The organism is Pantoea sp. JGM49, assembly GCF_018257655.1.
Lineage (GTDB): Bacteria > Pseudomonadota > Gammaproteobacteria > Enterobacterales > Enterobacteriaceae > Pantoea > Pantoea communis.
This window is the reverse complement of the sequence record NZ_JAERJM010000025.1, coordinates 1-19,776: the sequence shown is the minus strand read 5'-3', so window position 1 is coordinate 19,776 and position 19,776 is coordinate 1. Positions and strand designations below refer to the sequence as shown.

The window sequence follows — 19,776 nt, the reverse complement described above, 5'->3', positions numbered from 1 at the left end:
ATCTGCTCAAGAAGTTATCTGCGTTAGTCTCGTATAGCGAAGGAGCAAAAACGCAGACCCTGATTAACGCCTATGAGCGTGATCCATCTGCCCGAAAAGCCTCACTGCGGTGGTCACAAAAGGTCGGGAATTACACTGAAAAAGCGTATCTGGCAATATCCCGAATGCGGAGTTGAACATGACCAAGATATCAATGCGGCCATCAGTATACGACAGTAAGTAATACTTAAATTATGTGCGGCGTGACTCGTTGTGCAATCTGTCCATGGAGGTCAGCGAAAATCCGCCATACAGACGGTTGAAGTCTACAAAATGAGTAGCTCCGCCCGGCAGGACGGGGAGTAGTTATCAAGCTCAGTTAACAATGGTCCTGCTCATGACTGCTTGACATGTTAGTTTATCAGTTTATTTTCGGCGGGAAGAACCACCTGGAAAGCCAGAATTCTGTCCAGCTCTTCTGCTTTCATCAGCCCTTTCTCAATAACAACTTCGCGAACGCTCTTCCCTGTTGTACGGCAGAGTCTGCTGACTTCGTCACCATGGTGGTGACCGATATAAGGATTGAGCAGCGTGACAATCCCAATCGAGTTCATCACGTAATCATGACACACTGTCTCATTTGCAGTAATACCTGAGATGCAGTCCTCACGCAGGTTGTCCATCGCTTTTCTGAGTATGTGCAGGGACTCGAACATAGCCTGGCCGATAACAGGCTCCATTACGTTCAGCTGTAGCTGTCCAGCCTCAGCGGCCAGGCTGACACAGAGCTCATTCCCGATGACCTTGAAGCAGACCTGGTTTACTACTTCAGGTATCACTGGATTAACCTTGCCTGGCATGATTGATGACCCTGCCTGCATTTCAGGCAGGTTTATCTCGTTCAGCCCGGCACGGGGACCTGACGACAGTATTCTGAGATCATTACAGATTTTAGAGAGCTTAATAGCCAGACGCTTCAAAGTGCTCTGCAGCAGAACGTACGCCCCGCAGTCAGACGTGGCTTCAATAAGATCCTCCGAAGCAACTATGGGTAGGCCCGTCAGCTCACACAGGTTTTTAACGGCAAGCATCTGATAACCCGGCAGTGCGTTAACGCCTGTGCCAATTGCTGTCGCTCCGATGTTAACCTCAAGCAGCAGCTGAGCAGCATAGTAAATCGTTTTGCACTCTTCTTTGAGAGCCGTATGGTAAGCGAAGAACTCCTGACCTAACGTCATGGGGACGGCATCCTGAAGCTGTGTTCGTCCCATCTTTATCACGTGACGGAATTCAACTGACTTCTCTCTGAATGCTTCCCGCAAAGCGTCTACTGCGGAAAGGAGCTTTTCAGTTTCCCGATAAATAGCTAAACGGAATCCGGTCGGATAAGCGTCATTGGTCGACTGGCTTTTGTTAACGTGATCGTTTGGGTTGATAACGTCATAGCTGCCTTTCGGCAGACCCATGAATTCAAGTGCAACGTTAGCAATCACTTCATTTACGTTCATGTTCAGTGATGTACCTGCCCCACCCTGGAAGACGTCTACCGGGAACTGATCCAGATAGCGATTACCTGTCAGAATCTCATCACAGGCAAAGACAATGGCATGTGCGATATCTTCACTCAACAGCCCGAGGTTTCTGTTTGCCATCGCTGCGGCTTTCTTGACGTAGACCATTCCCCTGATGAACTCAGGGAAGTCGCTGATTCTGGAGTTGCTGATGCGGAAATTTTCTTTTGCCCTCTGGGTATGGATCCCGTAGTAAAACTCATCCGGGATCTGCTTGAAGCCCAGCAGGTCTTCTTCTCTACGCGTTACAGTTTGCATTCAGTCGTCCGCCTTAAACAGATTTTTGAGACAGACTCGGCGCAGCATTGCCTGAGTCAGGGGTAGGAGTTGTGCTGACCCTCGGATTTGCATCGGTTGCCGTAGCTGCAGACATTTTTCTTTCATTATTTGCAATAACGGCAGTTGAGATGCTGTTGCCAATAACGTTGGTGGCGGTACGTCCCATGTCCATGAACTGGTCAATACCGAGTATGAGCAATATTCCAGCCTCAGGCAGGTTGAACATCGGGATAGTTGCAGCCACGACTACAACCGAGGCACGTGCCACACCTGCGGTGCCTTTGCTGGTCAGCATTAATGTTAGAAGAATAATCACCTGCTGGGTAAAGCTCAGGTCGATGTTGTAAGCCTGAGCGATAAACAGGATGGCAAATGACTGGTACATCATTGAGCCGTCAAGGTTAAACGAGTATCCCAGCGGCAGTACAAAGCTGGTGATTTTGCGTGGCACGCCAAACTTATCCAGCGCCTCCATTGTCTTGGGGTAGGCGGATTCGCTGCTTGATGTGGCAAAGGCGAGCATCAGTGGTGCGCGGATCAGGTCAGCCAGGCGGAATACAGATTTGCCCAGGAAGTAGTAGCCAATCGCGAACAGAATGCTCCAGAGGATAAGCAGACCCAGATAGAAGAGCCCGATAAGCTTGCCGTAATCAACCAGCAGGCCAAGCCCTTCCACTGTGATTGCCGACGTCAGCGCGGTAAATACAGCAACCGGTGCAAGGCACATCACGTAGTCGGTAATACGGAACATGACTTTAGCCAGCTCGTTGACCATGGAAACAATGGTAGATTTTCCTTCCGACTGTGTAGCAAGCCAGGCAAGAGCCGAACCAAAGAACAGTGAAAAAACCAGAATCTGCAGGATTTCATTATTCGCCATTGCCTCAGTGATGCTGCGAGGGAACACGTGAGTAATAAACGTTTTCAGTGAGAAGCCGTTGGTATTCAGGCCGGTTTGCACGTGTTGATGGGCTTCGCTGACCAGATTCAGCCCCTTTCCCGGTTCAAAAAGATTGGCCAGTCCCATACCGATTAAGAGAGAAATCAGCGAGGCGGTGATGAACCATGTCAGAGCTTTCAGCGTAATACGGCCAACCGTTCCGGCTTCACTCATCGCTGCTAAGCCGGACACCAGCGTAGCGAAGATGAGTGGCGCAACAATCATTTTGATCAGCCGCAGAAAGATATCAGTGACCAGGTCGAAATAAGAAGCGATTTCTTTTGCGTGCTCAGGCGAGCCGGCATAGTTATGTAGCGCCCATCCTGACAACATCCCGAGAACAATGGCTACGGCTATCTGTTTGAATAAACTCTTTTTGTTCATCTAAACCTCTGCATGGTGTTTGTTGGAGAGCCAGGATACAAATCGGTAACAGTTTACTGATCCGCACTTTTACACCGCCCCCAACCTCAGATAAGGCTGCTCCCGCACGATGCTGACATTCATTTTTCATCATCAGAAATGCGTTAAACGCGACTGTCGTGGTTAACAACCTACTAACAATGTTGCATCAGAAATGTGATTCCACTCAAAATTACAATATATGGAACAATTTTCTAAAATTAATGGAACTAATATCACATCACTCATGCATCTGGAGCCAATAATCTGGACATAAAAAAAAGGGGTGTCAATTTAAACAAGGACTGATGCGTTATTTATTTGAAATACAGTGAATAAATTTATTTACATCATGTAGTTAAATAAAATCATCATTATGGTGCGATTGCTCTAAATTGGGGCGTTCTATGGGTGCAATGTAAGTAACCGAAATTAATCACATAGAAAAAAATTCATTAAATTTTAACTTAATATAATGAATTTATTGAAATAAATTCGCTTTTTTTAAACTCTTGATAATTGATATTAACGGAACTAAAAGTACCGAATATTGATTTGAACGCGAGTTATCATTATCCTCATTTCAGGGATGGGCAGTTAACAACGTATGAACCCGCTGCGGTAGCAAACGGCTTTTCGTGGAAAAAACTCCCTGATGTGATATCCGATTAATTGAAGAGGTGTTGAGATGGGTTATGACGTAAATGCAGTTCGTGCCAAGTTCCCGGTAACGCAGCAGTATCTGTATCTGGATTCAGGCTTGCAATCGCCGCTGTCGCTTGACGTGAAAGAAGCTGTGGAAGGCTTCCTGGAAGAGAGCCTCTACCACGGTGGACCGAAGTCAGTCTGGATGGATCGTCTGGAAGCTGTCCGCGCGAAAGTGGCAGGTTTCTTTGGCGTTTCCGCGTCGGAAATTGCATTCACCAAAAACACTTCCGAAGGTTGTAACATCATTGCCAACGCGCTGCCGTTAACTGCGGGTGATAACGTGCTGATGCTGCAAGGTGACCATCCGAACAACACCTACGCATTCCTGAATATTGAGAAAAAAGGGGTGGAAATTCGCTTCCTGCCCATGACCGAGATTGTCAATGCGGACTCCTTTAAGGATGCCATTGACGCTCGTACCCGCGCAATTTCCCTGTCGCACATCACGTTCCACGCCGGTCACAAATTTGATATTGAGAATATCGCTGCCTTCTGTAAGCAAAAGGGCATTCTGCTAATTGTTGACGCGATGCAGAGCGTCGGCGTCACGCCGATTGACCTGAAACAAATCGGCGTTTCCATTATGGTCTGCGGATCGCATAAAGGTCTGCTGGTCCCTCAGGGACTGGGTATCCTCTACATCAGCAAAGATGTGGAAAATCTTGTGCCAACTTTCATGGCTGCAGCAAGCCTGGAGAATCCGCCATCAGATTTTATCGCTACCCGCGAAAATATGGCACTCAAGTCCAGTGCAAGCCGTTTTGAAGTAGGCAATTATAACCTCCCTACCATTACAGCCCTGGGCGCAGCGATTGACCTGATCGAAAGCGCTGGCATTGGTAACATTGAAGCTCATCTGTATGGCCTGGGTGACCGCCTGCTGGGTCATCTGGATCGTCTTGGCGTGGGTCTGGTCGGGCCGCGCGACCGTGAAAACCGCGCACCGCACATCTACGTTATCTGCCTGGATGCAGATAAGTGGGTTCCTTACTTCGCCAAACATAACGTCCGCGTTTCGCCCGAGCGTGACGGCGTGCGCATCTCCTTCGCCCTGTTTAACACTGCTGATGACGTTGATGCGTTTGCCGAAGTCCTCGAAAAAAATCTTTAAGTGTTCTGCGCGCCGGGTAAACAACAGCCCGGCGTATCTGAGTTTCTGGAGCTGAAAGTCATGACAATAAAATCACGCGCTGCCGTAGCCTTCGCGCCTAATGAACCGCTTCAACTGGTTGAGGTTGACGTCGAGCCGCCAAAAGCGGGCGAGGTTTTGGTTCGCATTGTTGCCACCGGCGTCTGCCATACCGACGCATACACGCTGTCAGGTGTGGATCCGGAAGGAATTTTCCCCGCCATTCTGGGACATGAAGGTGGCGGGATTGTAGAAGCGATCGGGGAAGGCGTCACTTCTGTCTCAGTGGGCGACCATGTTATTCCGCTCTACACCCCGGAATGTGGTAAGTGCAAGTTCTGCCTCTCAGGTAAAACCAATCTTTGCCAGGCAATCCGCACCACCCAGGGTAAGGGCCTGATGCCGGATGGCACCACGCGCTTCTCATATAAAGGCGAACCGATTTACCACTATATGGGAACCTCGACGTTTTCTGAGTACACCGTGGTACCGGAAATTTCGCTCGCCAAAGTACCAGCGGATGCGCCTCTTGAAAAAATCTGCCTGCTGGGATGTGGCGTTACCACCGGTATTGGTGCCGTGCTTAACACCGCAAAGGTGAAAGAAGGCGAAACCGTCGCCGTCTTTGGTCTGGGTGGCATAGGGCTGGCAGCTATCATTGGCGCAAAAATGGCGAAAGCTTCACGGATTATCGCGATTGATATTAATCCGTCAAAATTTGCGTTAGCACAAGAGCTGGGAGCAACGGACGTTATCAATCCGGCTGAGCACGAGCGTCCGATTCAGGATGTCATTGTGGAACTGACCGACGGCGGCGTTGACTACTCCTTTGAATGCATCGGGAACGTCAAGCTTATGCGCGCAGCGCTTGAATGCTGTCACAAGGGCTGGGGCGAATCCATCATCATCGGTGTAGCACCGGCGGGCGCTGAAATCAGTACTCGCCCTTTCCAGCTGGTGACCGGTCGCGTATGGCGAGGCTCGGCGTTCGGCGGTGTTAAAGGCCGCAGCCAACTGCCGTCGTTTGTAGATAACGCTATCAAAGGCCTTATCCCGCTGGATTCGTTCATTACGCATAACCTTCCGCTGAATGAAATAAACCAGGCATTCGATCTGATGCATGAAGGTAAAAGCATCAGAACCGTTATTCATTTCTGATTCAGTTCACCTTATGCACCAGCCCCCGGTGCTCAAAACAAAAGGATACAAAATGTCAATTTATACGCACGTTACTGTTGGTACCAACGATCTGAATAAAGCCCGCGAGTTTTACGACGTGGTGCTGGCAAAGCTCGGCTACGGCCGTATCACCGATCTCGGTGAAAACGGTTCAATCTGGGGTGAAGACAAGCCTTCATTCTTCGTACTGAAGCCTGCTAACGGCCAGCCTGCTTCGGTCGGCAACGGTGTGACCGTCAGCTTCACTGCGCCAAACCGTAAAGCGGTTGAAGAATTCCACGCGGCTGCGCTGGCGCTTGGTGGTAAAGACGAAGGCCAGCCGGGCCCGCGCGGCTGGGCAGAAAATGCCTACGCGTCATACGCTCGCGATCTGGACGGTAACAAGCTGGCGGTGTACTGCTTCAGCGCAGAATAATCTCGACTGATAAACCTAGCTTATCACCTCACCGTTGCAGGTGCCGGAAAGGCCGGGTTTTCAGCCACCTCCCCGCAGGCAGGTGGCTTTTTTTACACCCTTACGGTCAGTTTTCTGACCATGTCGTGACGTTGCGGTTAACCGTGTACCCTGCACTGATGCTGCCGTAACTTCAGTCTGAACGTTGAAACTTTCGGAGTCTGAAATGACCTCTCTGCCTCAGCTTAAACAAGACCTGATTTCCTACGGTATTACGGGTGCGCCGGGCATCGTTCACAATCCGGACTGGGACACGCTGTTTGAACATGAAACGGATCCCGCTCTTTCCGGCTTCGGAAAAGGGATCCTGACCGACAACGGCGCTGTAGCCGTTGATACCGGTATTTTTACCGGACGTTCGCCAAAAGATAAGTACATCGTGCGCGATGAGGCGACCCGTGACACGCTATGGTGGTCAGACGCTGCGAAGGGTAAAAATGACAACCATCCCCTGTCGCCGGAAGTCTGGAGCAGCCTGAAAGGCTTGTGACCAGACAGCTGTCTGAAAAGCGCCTGTATGTGGTGGATGCCTGGTGCGGGGCCAGTCCTGCGACCCGACTGTCAGTCCGCTTTATTACCGAGGTCGCCTGGCAGGCACACTTTGTCAAAAACATGTTCATCATTCCTGATGATCATGCGTTGCAGACGTTTACCCCCGACTTCATCGTGATGAATGCCTCAAAGTGCGTTAACCCGGACTGGAGAGCGCAGGGGCTAAACTCAGAAAACTTTGTAGCTTTCAACCTTACCGAAAAAATTCAGCTCATCGGGGGCACGTGGTACGGGGGAGAAATGAAGAAAGGCCTCTTCTCCGTCATGAACTATCTGCTTCCGCAGGTCGGGATTGCATCAATGCACTGCTCTGCCAATCAGGGCAAAGAAGGTGACGTCGCGCTGTTCTTCGGCCTGTCGGGCACAGGGAAAACCACGCTGTCCACCGACCCTGAGCGCCAGCTTATCGGTGACGACGAACATGGCAGGGATGCAGAAGGCGTATTCAACTATGAAGGCGGCTGCTATGCGAAGACCATTAACCTGTCAGCAAGCGCTGAGCCAGAAATCTATCAAGCCATCCGCCGTAACGCGCTACTGGAAAATGTGGTTGTTCGCACCGATGGAAGCGTGGATTACAGCGACGGCAGCAAAACGGAAAACACGCGCGTGAGCTACCCGCTCAACCACATCGAAAACATCGTGCAGCCGGTTTCACGCGGTGGGCATGCGAAGAAGGTTATTTTCCTGACCGCTGATGCGTTCGGCATACTGCCTCCCGTATCCCGCCTGACGCGCGACCAGATGAAATATCACTTCCTTTCCGGGTTCACCTCCAAACTTGCGGGAACGGAGCGCGGTATTACGCAGCCAACGCCGACCTTTTCCGCATGCTATGGCGCGGCGTTTCTGATGCTGCATCCGACTCAGTACGCAGAGGTGCTCTGCGACCGGATGAACGCAGCCGGATCTGAAGCATGGCTGGTGAATACCGGCTGGAACGGCAGTGGAGAGCGGATCTCCATCCGCGAAACGCGCAGGATCATCAGCGCCATTCTTGATGGCTCGCTTGATGGGTGTGAAACGCGCACGCTGCCGGTATTTGGTCTTGCCGTGCCCGCACGTGTGGACGGCGTCAGAAGTGACAGACTCGATCCGCGCAGCAGCTATCCGGATGAAGCGGCCTGGACTAAAAGGGCGCAGGCTCTGGCGGGATTATTTTTGGAAAACCTCACGCGGTATACAGATACCGCAGAAGGTGAGAAGTTGATTAGATCCGGGCCCCAGTTAACTCTATAAATGAATTGTTGAAACCGGAGCACTCTCCGGTTTTTTATTGTATTCAAGCGTGTTTATTTACTTTTCAAAGTAAGTTTTAATTTTATTCAGATCATCACCATTTGCTAATGAAAGCATAAGCAAAATGCGGGATTTTTGCGCATTGTAATACCCTGAACCAATACCTTCAGATGATTTAGGCGACGTTACATATCCCGATCCTGTGCGGGATGCAAATATCACCGGAATTCCTTTTTTCATCGCTGCTTCGAGTGTTTTCATTGCACGCTTAGGCACATCACCATTACCCGTACCATCCATAACTATTCCTTTTGCGCCATTCCTGATTGAAGCTTTAATCAACACATCATCGAAATCCTGATAGCTATAGATAATATCAACACGAGGGAGAGAAGTGACTTTATCTATACTAAAATGAGGCTGACCAGTGGGTTTAACCGGCGGGTAATAAAATTTGGGATCAACACCAATGAAGGTGCCCAGATAACCCTGTTCTGTCGCTTTGAAAGTGTCTGGCGTCGTAGAGTTGGTTTTAGTAGTGAAAGCGGCTGAACCTATACGGTCGTTCATTGCAACTAACACACCGCGATTCATAGAGTTTTTGTTCCCGGCAAGAGAAACTGCTTCCATAAGGTTCATTGGCCCGTCTGCACTTATCGCTGTGGCTGGTCTCATCGAACCCGTTACCACAACTGGTTTCTGCGAATTGACAGTAAGGTCCAAGAAGAAAGCGGTTTCTTCCAGCGTATCTGTTCCATGAGTGACGACGGCACCCTGGATATTTGGATCCTCAAGGCTGCGATTTATCGCCGCTGATAATTTAAGTAGCGTTGGTGAATCCACATCTTCGCTGCTGACATTGACAACCTGTTCTCCAGTAACATTGGCGATAGTTTTTATATCGGGTAAAGCATTGATAAGTGCATCAACATTAAACTGCCCATCTTGATATTTGGTGGTATCAGTCTTTGATGCAGATCCTCCAGAAATTGTTCCTCCCGTGGCGAAAATCTTAACATTTGGAAGTTTGACCTCTGATGCCATTGCAGAAGCAGTCATTGCAATAACGACTGATGCACACAGTACTCGTAATTTCATAAAACCCCTGATTAACATAGTTTATTGTATTGCTGCCAGGTCAGAGACTTAATCCATTACCTGGCCAAGAAAGTCTTTTACCCGGAGGGGCGAATTTTCCCCAAAAAATTCGGCAGGTGTAGCGTCTACCAGAATGTTACCTCCATCCAGAAACAGGATCCTGTCAGCCACACGTTTTGCAAAGCCCATCTCATGGGTTACGCACAGCATCGTCATCCCCTCTTCAGCCAGGCTGACCATGATATCCAGCACCTCTTTGACAACTTCTGGATCGAGTGCCGAAGTGGGCTCATCAAATAACATCACATCCGGTGACATACATAGCGCACGCGCAATGGCAACACGCTGCTGCTGGCCACCGGAAAGCTGTCCGGGATATTTATGCGCGTGCGGCATAATTTTTACCCGCTCCAGAAATTGTTCTGCACGAGCTTCTGCCTCGGTACGTGAATTACCCAGAACTTTCATCGGACCGATGATGCAGTTATTCATCACGGTAAGGTGTGGAAAAAGATTAAAGCCCTGAAACACCATGCCAACCTTTTTGCGGATTTCCCGGATATTTGTCAGGGCGCGGTTGTTACGGAGATCATGAACACTGATATGCCCTCCCTGATGTGACTCCAGTCCGTTGATGCAGCGAATAAAGGTAGACTTACCTGAGCCAGAAGGACCGCAGATGACTATTTTTTCTCCGCGCCGGACGTTAAGCGTGATGCCCTTAAGAACGCGAATGTCATTATAAAATTTTTCCAGGCCGTTTATGCGCAGGATAGTTTCAGAACCGGATTCAGTCATAAATTTCTCCAATGTGTTCATTGCACGGCCTGAGCTCTGGCCGGAGCCTTTCTCTTGCGCGTGTACCAGGTAATCAGCTCTGATGCCAGAGAGCTGATGATGAAATAAACGACAGCCACGATGATGTAGTATTCCGCCAGGCGGGAATCGCGTTGCCCGAGCTTTGTAGCTGCACCGAGTAAATCGGTGAGGGAGAGCACGTAAACAAGCGACGTATCCTGAAACAGGATAATGAGCTGGGTCAGGATGATCGGCATCGATGCCCTGAACACCTGAGGAAGAATAATCCAGGCATACCCCTGAAAAGGCGTCATGGCGAGCGCATCTGCAGCCTCGTACTGGCCTTTATGTACAGAATTAAGGCCTGTTCGAATGATCTCGCAGAAATAGGCGGCTTCGAAGAGTGTGAAGGTGATAAACGCAGTATATACAGGACCTATCGGCACCGGCTGCTGCGCCGGGTTAAAATACATCAGAAACAGCGGCAGCAGGAAAAAGAGCCAGAACAACACCATGATTAGCGGGATGGAACGCATCACCGTGACGTAGGCGGTGGCGAAGCCGCCAAAAAACGGTACGTTAAGGTGACGGCACAGCGCGAGTAACGTTCCCAGAACCAGTCCTCCCGCAAAGGCGGTGGCAGTCAGTTGAAGCGTAAATTTCAGGCCGCTGATAAGAAACGGCACTGATGCCAAAACGGTTGTGAAATCAAGCTGCATTTTTTTTACCTCCTACAGGCACGGTTTTAGGCACGCTCCCTTTGCGTTCGAGTGAAAATCCGGGCACGTGGAGTTTTCGCTCAACGAATGACATTACTATCCAGATAGCAAAGGCCAGCAAACCGTAACAGACCGTTGAAGCAGTAAATGCGGCGAAGGTCTCGTAGGTGAACTCGCTGATTTGCTGAGCCTGAGCAGTAAGTTCCAGCAGGCCGATAGTCAGCGCCACCGACGTGTTTTTGAATACACCCATCGCCTCACTAGTAAGCGTGGGAAGAATGATCCTGAGCGCCTGAGGAAGCAGAATCGATTTGTAGCGCCCTATTACACCCAGGCCAATGGCTTCTGCGGCTTCTTTCTGGCCGTGCGGTAAAGATGTCAGCCCCGCCTTTACCTGCTCGGCGATACGCGCACCGGTATAGAGGCTGAGGCAAATCAGTGCAGGCACAAAGCTTCCCCAGGGCGGTGCCATCTGCTTAATTGCGTTGCCCAGTGCGCCGGGAAGCAGGTCAGGGAGAACAAAGTAGGCGAGAAACATCTGAACGATGAGCGGGATATTCCTGAAAAGCTGCACGTAAATACGCCCCGCAATGTTCAGAATGATACTGCCCGCGCTTCGACAGATGCCAACCACGACGCCCAGGACAAAAGCAACACAGGCGGATGAGATTGCCAGTGCAAGCGTCCAGAGTAATCCGGAGAGTATCCAGCTGATGTAGAGCTCCCCGTCCGGTGCAGCCTGTAAAAGAATATCCATAGTAACTCCTGAGGCAGGGGGGCCCCTGTACATACAGGAGCCCGGGAACTATTCAACGCTATCGCTGGGATGCGCTACACGGGCGCTGAGCGCATCACTCATCGGTACATTCAGATTGATGCTGTTCGGTGGGATTGGGCTTTCAAACCACTTTTTGTAGAGAGTTTTAAACTCCCCGGAAGCCATCAGGCTGCTGAGTTCTTCATCGACTACCCGTTTAAAAGGTGCGTCGTCTTTTGGCAGCATGACGCCGTAGTAGGTCACGGTGTATCCGCCCGGCAGCATCTCAAAATCTGAAGGTCTGGCAGCATCAGCCTTTTTGGCCGCGAGCAGGATGTCATCCTCCAGAAATGCCACAGCACGCCCCTGGGTCAGCATCATCATGGATTCAGAATGGTCTTTAGCCTGTTGCAGTCGGGCATTAAGGCCCTGCTGCTTATTCAGCTGGAAAGCGAGAGCTACTGCATTGGAGCCCTGCGTCACCACGATGCTCTGTCCTTTCAGATCGCTAACAGTTTTAATATTACTATCGGTTTTAACCAGCCAGCGTGGGCGACTGGCAAAAGTTGCAACTGAGAAAGAGACCTGCTTGAGACGCTCAGCACTACTGGATGTCCCGCCGCATTCCATGTCAATGGTGCCGTTTTTAAGCAAAGGAATGCGGTTTGCAGAATTAACCGGCACATATCTCACGCTAAGCGAGGGGGCGTTGACGGATTTTGCCAGTGCTTTAACTACCTGCTCACACAGGTCGATAGTGAAACCGACTGGCTGCTGATTATTTCCTAAATAGGAAAAGGGAACAGAGGATTCCCGGTACCCAATGGTGACTAACTTTGTTTCTTTAATCCTATCCAGTACACCTTCAGCGTAAGACTGGGTTGAAATTGAAGAAATTACAATCCCGGATACAGTGAGTGCCAGTAAACTTTTTTTCATCTAACTAATCCTCATTAATCGGTACGTTTTGTCCCGTAAAATGGATTAAGCATTTTATGTGCCATTACTTCTTTGTGTTACATAATAAATTGATTTAATTGATAATATATATTTTAAAGGTGTATTGTTGTTTTTCTGATGGTAGGTTTGCATCATAATGGAGCGTCTATATTGAACCTTTCGGGCATTACTCTAAAATTAATCAATGAAATCAGGTTAATTCATTCATTATAACAGCTGTAGCTGCGCACCATTCTGGTGCGCCGTGTTTATCTGTATGCTAGTTATTAATTATTGATAACCCCCTTATTTATTCGTAATGGATTCATATTTTTTTTCGGGAGCAAATACGGTATATTAACGGAACTGGATTTGGGCTTACTGCAAACTACCATGGCCTGAAGAGAAACAGAGATTCAGGCAGTCTCTGGACTTAGACGCTTAGCCTGAAATGGAGTGATTCATCATGAGTGATACTGATTATCCACAGAGCGGCTTGAAGGCCAAAGAGACATCCCCTACTGAACGCGCGCTCGAAACGCTGGAGATACTTGCTCAAAGGCATAATTTTGCGGTTTCAGAGGTCATGACCGAGCTTGAACTGCCAAAAACCTCGGCACACCGCCTCGTCAATAACCTGGAAACGTTTGGTTATCTTGAGAGTGGAATTGAGTCAGGTAAGTACCAGGCCGGGCCGCGCCTGCTTGAGCTGGCACTGGGCGTGCTGGCTTCATCTGTATATCAGAGCCCCGTTCACTCCCTTCTGGTTGAACTGGCACGTAAAACTGATGAAACATGCAGCCTTGGCGTCATTAAAGGTTCGGATGTAATTTACGTTGACAGCGCTATCAGTAAATCTCCGCTGACACTATATTTTGAGCGAGGTCATAAAGCGCCCCTTCACTGCACCTCAAGCGGCCGAATTTTCCTTGCGGACATGCCTGAAAAACTTCTGGACGCCTACCTGATGAGTGGGCCCTGGGAGCAAGTAACACCAAATACCATCATCGATCCTGACCATCTGAAGCGTGAAGTACTCAAAACCCGGGAAAGCGGCTACGCCGTTAACGATTCAGAATTTGTTCTGGGTGTGGTAGGAGTGGCTGTGCCTGTCAGGGATATTCATGGAAGAGTTATAGCCTGCCTCAGTGTGTCTGCACCGCATGTAAGAAAGAGCCTCAACGACATGATTAATATTGTGACCCTGCTTCAGGCAACTGCGGACAAGATTACGCGAGTGCTTTTCAGAGCTTAGAAATAATTAATTTTTTTATTGTGATTAATTCCGGATCCGTTTGCAAAACCGAGTCTACTTTAGTTAATCCTGAACGGTATTTCGGTAGAAGCACCAGCCCTACGCAGTTATATATCCAGCCCGTCAGACTGAATTACACAGTTAAGCTTGCAGCAGGCTCACGATGATTTGAATCAAAAACGTCCAGTCACGGATGACAGTGTAAAGAGCAGTCAGCTTGCACAACGTGATTGAATATCGTTCAAATCGTCGTTATTGATATGATGCGTTTCATGTAGGTTCACAGAAAACGTGGCCATGGAATATAGCATTTCATGCCAGAACCCCCTTAATCAACGGCGCGGTGACGCGGCATAAATTCCCGGTCAGGATACGTTTCCTGCGTACTGACACTGCTCACTATCATGGTTTTCATCTCAAGCGGGCATTCGTCCGTTCCGGGCTGTTCTTCACGAAGGAATCCTGCAATACGTAGCTGTGTGGTTTCAAGCCCGGCGGCCATCGTCATGATCACCACTCCGACCATGGTAAATACCTTCTTCATGTCCCGCGGTTCAATTCAGTTTTCTTCACAGCACTGTCCTTTCAGATTTAGTCGGACGGGCGGGCAGTACGCAGCCTGCCCCTGAATGTCGCGCCAGCGGCATGGAGGCGCCAGAAACGCTTAAGGATGACTCTGACGTCTAATGGCGCCGTCAGCCCGGCAGAGCCGGTTACAGGCTTAAATATGGCAAAATCCTCCCCCTCCCTTGTATCTAACATAATGTGGTGATTAGCTACCATCACACGAAACAGAGTGAGCCAGTCCCCTCCCTGAGGACGATTTCTGATCCGGTCTGGCAGCTTATGGACCTCTGTTTCACCTTTCACGCCAGCACATTTTGTTGAACGGTTACCGGGAGCACGACTCCGTATTTACAAGGCGAACAGGCGTGACTGTCACTGTAAGAGGAGAATGATGATGTTTCCTGTAGGCATAGACGTAAGTAAAGACACCCTTGATCTCTGCATGCTTTATGACGGCATAAAGGGACGAGTTCGGACAAAAAAGATAAAAAATGTCCGCACCGCCGCGGCTAATATTTTTCGCTGGCTGCGTCTGCAGCACTGCGGCCCCGGTGACGTTCATCTGATTATGGAAGCGACGGGCGTTTACCACGAACGCCTTGCATTTTCTCTGCATGAGGCAGGAGGATACGTTTCACTGGCTAACCCTCACCGCAGCCGGGATTTTGCGCGGGGCATGGGCATTCTGACTAAAACGGACAAAGTGGATGCTTACACGCTGGACTGCTATGCATTACTGAAAAAGCCCCAGCGCTGGTTGCCACCTTCAGATGAAGTCCGGTATCTCAGCGCGCTTATCCGCCGTCGTGATGCGTTGCTGAGCGACGCCGTACGTGAAGAAAATCGGCTGGAAAAATACCAGAGTACGCATACGCCACCTGACGTTGTCAGCTCGTGCCTGCGGATGGTCAGAATCCTCAGGGAAGAGGTGAAAGCCACTGAGCAGCTGATTAAAACGCACATTAAAGCGCACGAATCGCTGCAACAAGACTATGACCTTCTGACTTCTATACCGGCAGTGGTTCCTCAGCTGGGCATGAACATGCTGATCGTATTGCGGAGCCATGATTTCGAGTCAGCAAACCAGGTTGCTGCCTTTATAGGCGTGGCGCCCATTGAAAAACGATCGGGGACGTCCGTGCGTGGTAAAGCCAGGATGTCTAAAATCGGACCACCTCAGCTGCGGGCAAAATTGTATGTGGCGGCACTCTGTGCCAGACGCTGTAATAAGAGGATGCGCAGCTTCTATGAAGAGCTTTTACTACGGGGTAAGCCCAGAATGGTGGCAATCGGGGCAGTGATGCGAAAGCTGGTTCACTGGTGCTATGGCGTACTAAACTCCGGAAAAATTTTCGGTTCTGATGCTGCATTCACTGCCGGTTTCGGCTCATCGTAAGGTATTCATGCTGATAGCGCAGGTAACAGATATCCACGCCGCTCCCGATAATGATCACCTTGAGCGCCTGGAGCAGGTGCTGTCGTGGCTTGAACCGGTGGGGCCGGACATAATGGTTCTGAGTGGTGACCTGACGGAGGGTGCTGGGATGAGGGATACATCCGGATAGCTGCGCAACTGGAAGAACAGGCTTACCCCACCCTGATACTACCTGGTAATTCAGACGATAGAGGCTGTATGCGAAAGACGTGGGGTAACGAACGCTGGTTACCTGACTCACAGGGAGAGTTGCTGCACTTCAGTCACAACGCAGGCGGAATTTGCCTGGCGGGCGTGGACTCAACCGTCAGCGAACAGAATTATGGGTCACTTTCGGGACGCATGGGATGGCTGGAAAATCAACTTGGCGAGACTGATGATGCTCCGGTTCTGCTGTTTCTTCACCATCACATTTTTCCTTCCGGGATACCTACTCTGGATGAAACGATATGCAGGGGACTCAGTGAGTTTGAAGAGCTGATAAGCAGATACCCGGACAGGCTGCTGGCGGTTTCTTCAGGACACGTTCACCGCCCTGTTGGTGGCACCTTTGCGGGGATCCCGGCAAACATCTGTGATTCGGTCTGCCCTGCCAATCCATTATGGTTTGGGTCGGTAAGTGTTCCTCCCGTGCGTGAAAGCCCCATGCTGATGATTCACCGTTATGAGCGTGGGAAACTTAGCAGCCATCATGTCTGTGTCTGAGAATTTATAGTTATCCGTAAAATGGGAACTGCGGCATTAGCCATAACTACCATCTCAAAGCTGTCCGGGTGGATGTTGATGCCCGCTATGAGCGATTAACGGAAGTTCGCGGTTTCCCTTAAGACTAATGGAAATTTACCGAAAATTTCTGAGCGTCAAAAAAAGGGAAGCTCAGGCAAGCATGTCCTCAAAGGCAAGACTCCAAGATAATACTTCCACTGAGGATCTCAGCCCAAATACCCAAAATGGGTCAGTCGCAAATACCTTTTCGGCCTCATCTTCATTAGCAGCTTCGACTATCCATAGCGCTCCAACTGGTTGGTCTCTGTCTTTTTGACGTAATGAACCGGCAGCCTTGACGATATTCTTATGTTGCTTTAACCACTCGATATGGGAATTGAAGTGTTCTTTTCTGACTTGGAATGCCGTTGGGTTATCGGTGAATCTTATTGCAAAAAGCATGGCTTCCTCTTTCCTTGAATTAACGTTTTAGCTCTAACAATCAAGCCCTCTCATTTTCTAACATAAAAATGATGAGGTTATAATCAAGCTAAAAAATAACTTCCGCTTTTGGCACACAGCAGTCTTCGGCTAACCCAAGGACAGCTATGAGCGAACAGCAGACCTTTTATAAAGACTTTTTCATAAAAATACGGCTTGTCCCTTCGGGTTTGCAGTCGATACGTCCAAATTCTTCCCAACCGTGCTTTTTATAGAATTCAGGGGCCTGGAAGCTAATTGTGTATAAGAATGCGGCAGTACAGCCCCTTCTTCTTCCTTCCTCCTCGAAGTGTAAAAGGATTTCTGTACCAATCCCCTTACTCCGCAACTCCGGTGGAAGATAGAAAAGGTCTATAAAAAGCAGACCCAATGAAGAACGCCCATGCATTCCCCCTAGTACTTCACCGTTTGTCTTTGATTTTATTAATACAGATAATGGCAGGCGGTCACTCATTCCCGTCATTAAATCGTTGAAATTGTTAAGACCTTCTTCAATCGGAATCAATTGCTCAGAGTTAGGATCTGCGCAGATCTCCAAATTTAGCCCTTCAAAAATGCCATTCATTTAAAATGTCCTTATAAATTAAAATGCTGTTTAAATATACAGTCATCAAACGCAATCACAAGAGTTTTGTCTTTTATGGGTTGGGTTTAAGCTGCATGATCAACTTCCGCTTTTGGCACAAAGCGGACTAACGGCAGGCCAAGGTCCGCTATGAGCGCAGGCTGTGTGAAAACTCATAGCTTTAAGTAGCCTAACAATATTTCTCATCTGTGTTTTGAGAATACTGTTTAAGTCGACGAGGTAAGCTGTGATTTTATTCGGGTGTATCAGAAGTTTTTATTGCGGGAAAGATCCTGATATTTGTTACTGGAGGATAAAACGGCCGGAACCGTTAGCCGTATTGTTCCTGAAGCTGAAATATCAATCCTGTAGTACCCCATATCGATATCATCCTTTTCAGGTTATAAGCCAATATATGTAGACTCATTTCCGTACTGACATTTTTAAATTTCCGCATCAGAAAGTGCGTTGCACCCATCCACATTTTCATTGTCCCAAACGGATGTTCTACCGTTTGCTTTCGCATGACTACCGCCTGAGGAAATGACTCAAGCCTCGCATGCATTTCTTCCATTTCAGCTTCATGAACCCAACGCCGTATACGCCTTGGTTCACGTTTCGATGTAGTGCATCTGGAGCGCTGACTGCAATCGCGACAGGCAATATTGTTAAAGTACAACTGTTGCTCCAGTCCGTCCTCTATTGAGGTAAAACGATTCTGAAGCTCATTGCCCATTGGGCATACATAAACATCTTTTTCCCTGTTATATCTGAACATTGATCGATTATAGAGCCCCTTACGTTCAGCACCAGAGGTATCTCCTTTAGGCACTAACGCTACGGCTCCGCTATCCAGAACCGTTTTAATATCGCTGCGACTGTAATACCCTTTATCGGCAAGTACTGTTATGTCCTTCCGGCCAACAGCTTTCTGAGCCAGTGTTGCTACTGAACCAAGTTGCCCGTTATCTGTTGTGTTGGTGACTTCATGCGCAACAATCAAATGATTCTTCGTATCCACAGCTGTCTGAACGTTGTAGCAAACTTGCCGATTCATATTATTTGTTTTCATTAACCGGGAGTCAGGGTCGGTTAAAGAGAGTTGTTTATCTGGCTGTTGTGCGACGGCTTGTTGGATCTCCTGAAGCTCACGTAAACGCTTTTTTAGCCAGGCCAGTTTAGTGGCTGTTAACTTTGCGTTTGCATCGGGCTCAGCATTCTTGTCGGCTTCATCCAGCTTATTTAAATAATAAGTAATACTTTGCTCAACGCGCTCAATGTGGTCTTTGGCTTTCTGAGATGTGAAGTTATTGGGTTTGCTGTTTACTGCTTTAAATTTGCTACCGTCGATGGCTACAACGACATCAGTGAACATTTGCATTTGCCGACACAGGCCAATAAAGGCCCGACAGGCATTCCTGATACCTTCACCGTTATCTTTTCTGAAGTCTGCAATGGTTTTGAAATCAGGCGTTAATCGTTCAAGTAACCACATCAGTTCAACGTTCCGATGGGCCTCTTTTTCAAGTCTACGGGAGGACTGAATTCGGTTGAGATATCCGTAAATGTACAATTTCAGTAGAGTGGCAGGGTGATATCCGGGCCGTCCGGTTCGCTTTGCATCAACTCTTCTGAAACCAAGAGAATCGAGCTTTAGTCCATCAACAAAGATATCAACCACTCTGACGGGGTTATCTTCAGTGACAAAATCATCCAGTGCGTCAGGGAGCAATGTCACCTGAAGCCTGCCTTGTCCTTGAATGTGATTGGCCATGTCGGTATCCGCAGTATTCATTTGTATGTTTTTAATTTTAATGAAAAATTCAGTCCGTTGCATGGGTTTATCAAGAATGGTTGATCATATGAAACCATCGCTTAGACCAAAAAGTGATCAGGAGTTTTCACACAGCCTGAGCGAGGAGCGGACGTGAATCGCTATGGGTTTAACAGACACCTCAGAGTCATTTAAGATGGCTTAAAGAGAGGTGCCCATGAGCGGTAAGCG

General features: G+C 48.9%; 18 protein-coding genes and 2 pseudogenes. 9 read left to right on the top strand and 11 right to left on the bottom strand.

Annotated features, from left to right (window positions below; genetic code table 11):
- Positions 1–102 precede the first annotated feature (102 nt).
- Positions 103–246 (top strand): annotated as a pseudogene (locus JK231_RS24475) (zinc ribbon domain-containing protein); the annotation flags it as partial.
- Positions 247–392: 146 nt separating this feature from the next.
- On the opposite strand, the gene aspA reads toward JK231_RS24475, so the two are convergent.
- Both aspA and JK231_RS24465 read right to left on the bottom strand, forming a co-directional pair.
- Complete coding sequence (aspA, locus tag JK231_RS24470) at positions 393–1,808, bottom strand: aspartate ammonia-lyase (RefSeq protein WP_211729838.1); 1,416 nt, start codon at positions 1,806–1,808, stop codon at positions 393–395.
- A gap of 13 nt (positions 1,809–1,821) precedes the next feature.
- Complete coding sequence (locus tag JK231_RS24465; RefSeq protein WP_211729837.1) at positions 1,822–3,153, bottom strand: dicarboxylate/amino acid:cation symporter; 1,332 nt, start codon at positions 3,151–3,153, stop codon at positions 1,822–1,824.
- Between the two features lie 706 nt (positions 3,154–3,859).
- Between JK231_RS24465 and JK231_RS24460 the strand changes: the two genes are divergently transcribed.
- From JK231_RS24460 to pckA, 4 genes and pseudogenes are all read left to right on the top strand, one after another.
- Positions 3,860–4,990, top strand: a complete 1,131-nt coding sequence (locus tag JK231_RS24460; RefSeq protein ID WP_211729836.1) for an aminotransferase class V-fold PLP-dependent enzyme — start codon at positions 3,860–3,862, stop codon at positions 4,988–4,990.
- Between the two features lie 60 nt (positions 4,991–5,050).
- Complete coding sequence (locus JK231_RS24455) at positions 5,051–6,166, top strand: S-(hydroxymethyl)glutathione dehydrogenase/class III alcohol dehydrogenase (protein ID WP_211729835.1); 1,116 nt, start codon at positions 5,051–5,053, stop codon at positions 6,164–6,166.
- A 52-nt stretch (positions 6,167–6,218) separates the two neighbouring features.
- Positions 6,219–6,602: a VOC family protein gene (locus JK231_RS24450; RefSeq protein ID WP_211729834.1), complete on the top strand. Its 384-nt coding sequence runs from the start codon at positions 6,219–6,221 to the stop codon at positions 6,600–6,602.
- Positions 6,603–6,807: 205 nt separating this feature from the next.
- Positions 6,808–8,432: pseudogene (pckA, locus tag JK231_RS24445) on the top strand (phosphoenolpyruvate carboxykinase (ATP)).
- 57 nt (positions 8,433–8,489) lie between these two features.
- On the opposite strand, the gene JK231_RS24440 reads toward pckA, so the two are convergent.
- From JK231_RS24440 to JK231_RS24420, 5 genes are read right to left on the bottom strand one after another with little or no spacing between them, the layout of a single operon-like run.
- Positions 8,490–9,530: a type II asparaginase gene (locus JK231_RS24440; protein ID WP_211729833.1), complete on the bottom strand. Its 1,041-nt coding sequence runs from the start codon at positions 9,528–9,530 to the stop codon at positions 8,490–8,492.
- A 48-nt stretch (positions 9,531–9,578) separates the two neighbouring features.
- A complete protein-coding gene (locus JK231_RS24435) occupies positions 9,579–10,328 on the bottom strand; it encodes an amino acid ABC transporter ATP-binding protein (RefSeq protein ID WP_249221835.1) in 750 nt (249 codons plus the stop codon).
- Positions 10,329–10,345: 17 nt separating this feature from the next.
- Complete coding sequence (locus JK231_RS24430) at positions 10,346–11,047, bottom strand: amino acid ABC transporter permease (RefSeq protein ID WP_211729831.1); 702 nt, start codon at positions 11,045–11,047, stop codon at positions 10,346–10,348.
- Positions 11,037–11,804, bottom strand: coding sequence for an amino acid ABC transporter permease (locus tag JK231_RS24425; RefSeq protein WP_211729830.1), 768 nt, complete (start codon positions 11,802–11,804; stop codon positions 11,037–11,039). Before JK231_RS24425 ends, JK231_RS24430 begins: the two co-directional genes overlap by 11 nt.
- A gap of 48 nt (positions 11,805–11,852) precedes the next feature.
- Positions 11,853–12,743 carry an amino acid ABC transporter substrate-binding protein gene (locus tag JK231_RS24420; protein ID WP_211729829.1) on the bottom strand — a complete coding sequence of 297 codons (891 nt, stop codon included), beginning with the start codon at positions 12,741–12,743 and terminating at the stop codon, positions 11,853–11,855.
- A gap of 466 nt (positions 12,744–13,209) precedes the next feature.
- Here JK231_RS24420 and JK231_RS24415 point away from each other — a divergent pair, with 466 nt between their 5' ends.
- On the top strand, positions 13,210–13,998 hold the full coding sequence (locus JK231_RS24415) for an IclR family transcriptional regulator (protein ID WP_211729828.1): 789 nt from the start codon (positions 13,210–13,212) through the stop codon (positions 13,996–13,998).
- A 328-nt stretch (positions 13,999–14,326) separates the two neighbouring features.
- On the opposite strand, the gene JK231_RS24410 is transcribed toward JK231_RS24415, so the two are convergent.
- On the bottom strand, positions 14,327–14,542 hold the full coding sequence (locus JK231_RS24410; protein ID WP_211729827.1) for a hypothetical protein: 216 nt from the start codon (positions 14,540–14,542) through the stop codon (positions 14,327–14,329).
- Between the two features lie 417 nt (positions 14,543–14,959).
- Between JK231_RS24410 and JK231_RS24405 the strand changes: the two genes are divergently transcribed.
- The 3 genes from JK231_RS24405 to JK231_RS24400 all read left to right on the top strand — a co-directional run bounded on the left by JK231_RS24405 (position 14,960) and on the right by JK231_RS24400 (position 16,705).
- Positions 14,960–15,961: an IS110 family transposase gene (locus JK231_RS24405; RefSeq protein WP_211729850.1), complete on the top strand. Its 1,002-nt coding sequence runs from the start codon at positions 14,960–14,962 to the stop codon at positions 15,959–15,961.
- Positions 15,927–16,130 carry a metallophosphoesterase gene (locus tag JK231_RS25810; RefSeq protein WP_349291540.1) on the top strand — a complete coding sequence of 68 codons (204 nt, stop codon included), beginning with the start codon at positions 15,927–15,929 and terminating at the stop codon, positions 16,128–16,130. Before JK231_RS24405 ends, JK231_RS25810 begins: the two co-directional genes overlap by 35 nt.
- A gap of 68 nt (positions 16,131–16,198) precedes the next feature.
- Positions 16,199–16,705, top strand: a complete 507-nt coding sequence (locus JK231_RS24400) for a hypothetical protein (protein WP_249221833.1) — start codon at positions 16,199–16,201, stop codon at positions 16,703–16,705.
- A gap of 171 nt (positions 16,706–16,876) precedes the next feature.
- Here the strand turns inward: JK231_RS24400 and JK231_RS24395 are convergent, their stop codons facing one another.
- The 3 genes from JK231_RS24395 to JK231_RS24385 form a co-directional block, all read right to left on the bottom strand.
- Entirely contained in the window at positions 16,877–17,167 is a 291-nt protein-coding gene (locus JK231_RS24395; RefSeq protein ID WP_211729826.1) for a YciI family protein, read from the bottom strand.
- Positions 17,168–17,333: 166 nt separating this feature from the next.
- On the bottom strand, positions 17,334–17,771 hold the full coding sequence (locus JK231_RS24390; protein ID WP_211729825.1) for a GNAT family N-acetyltransferase: 438 nt from the start codon (positions 17,769–17,771) through the stop codon (positions 17,334–17,336).
- A gap of 331 nt (positions 17,772–18,102) precedes the next feature.
- The gene (locus JK231_RS24385) at positions 18,103–19,545 is read right to left on the bottom strand and encodes an IS1182 family transposase (protein WP_211729849.1); all 1,443 of its coding nucleotides are present in this window, start codon (positions 19,543–19,545) and stop codon (positions 18,103–18,105) included.
- Positions 19,546–19,776 lie beyond the last annotated feature (231 nt).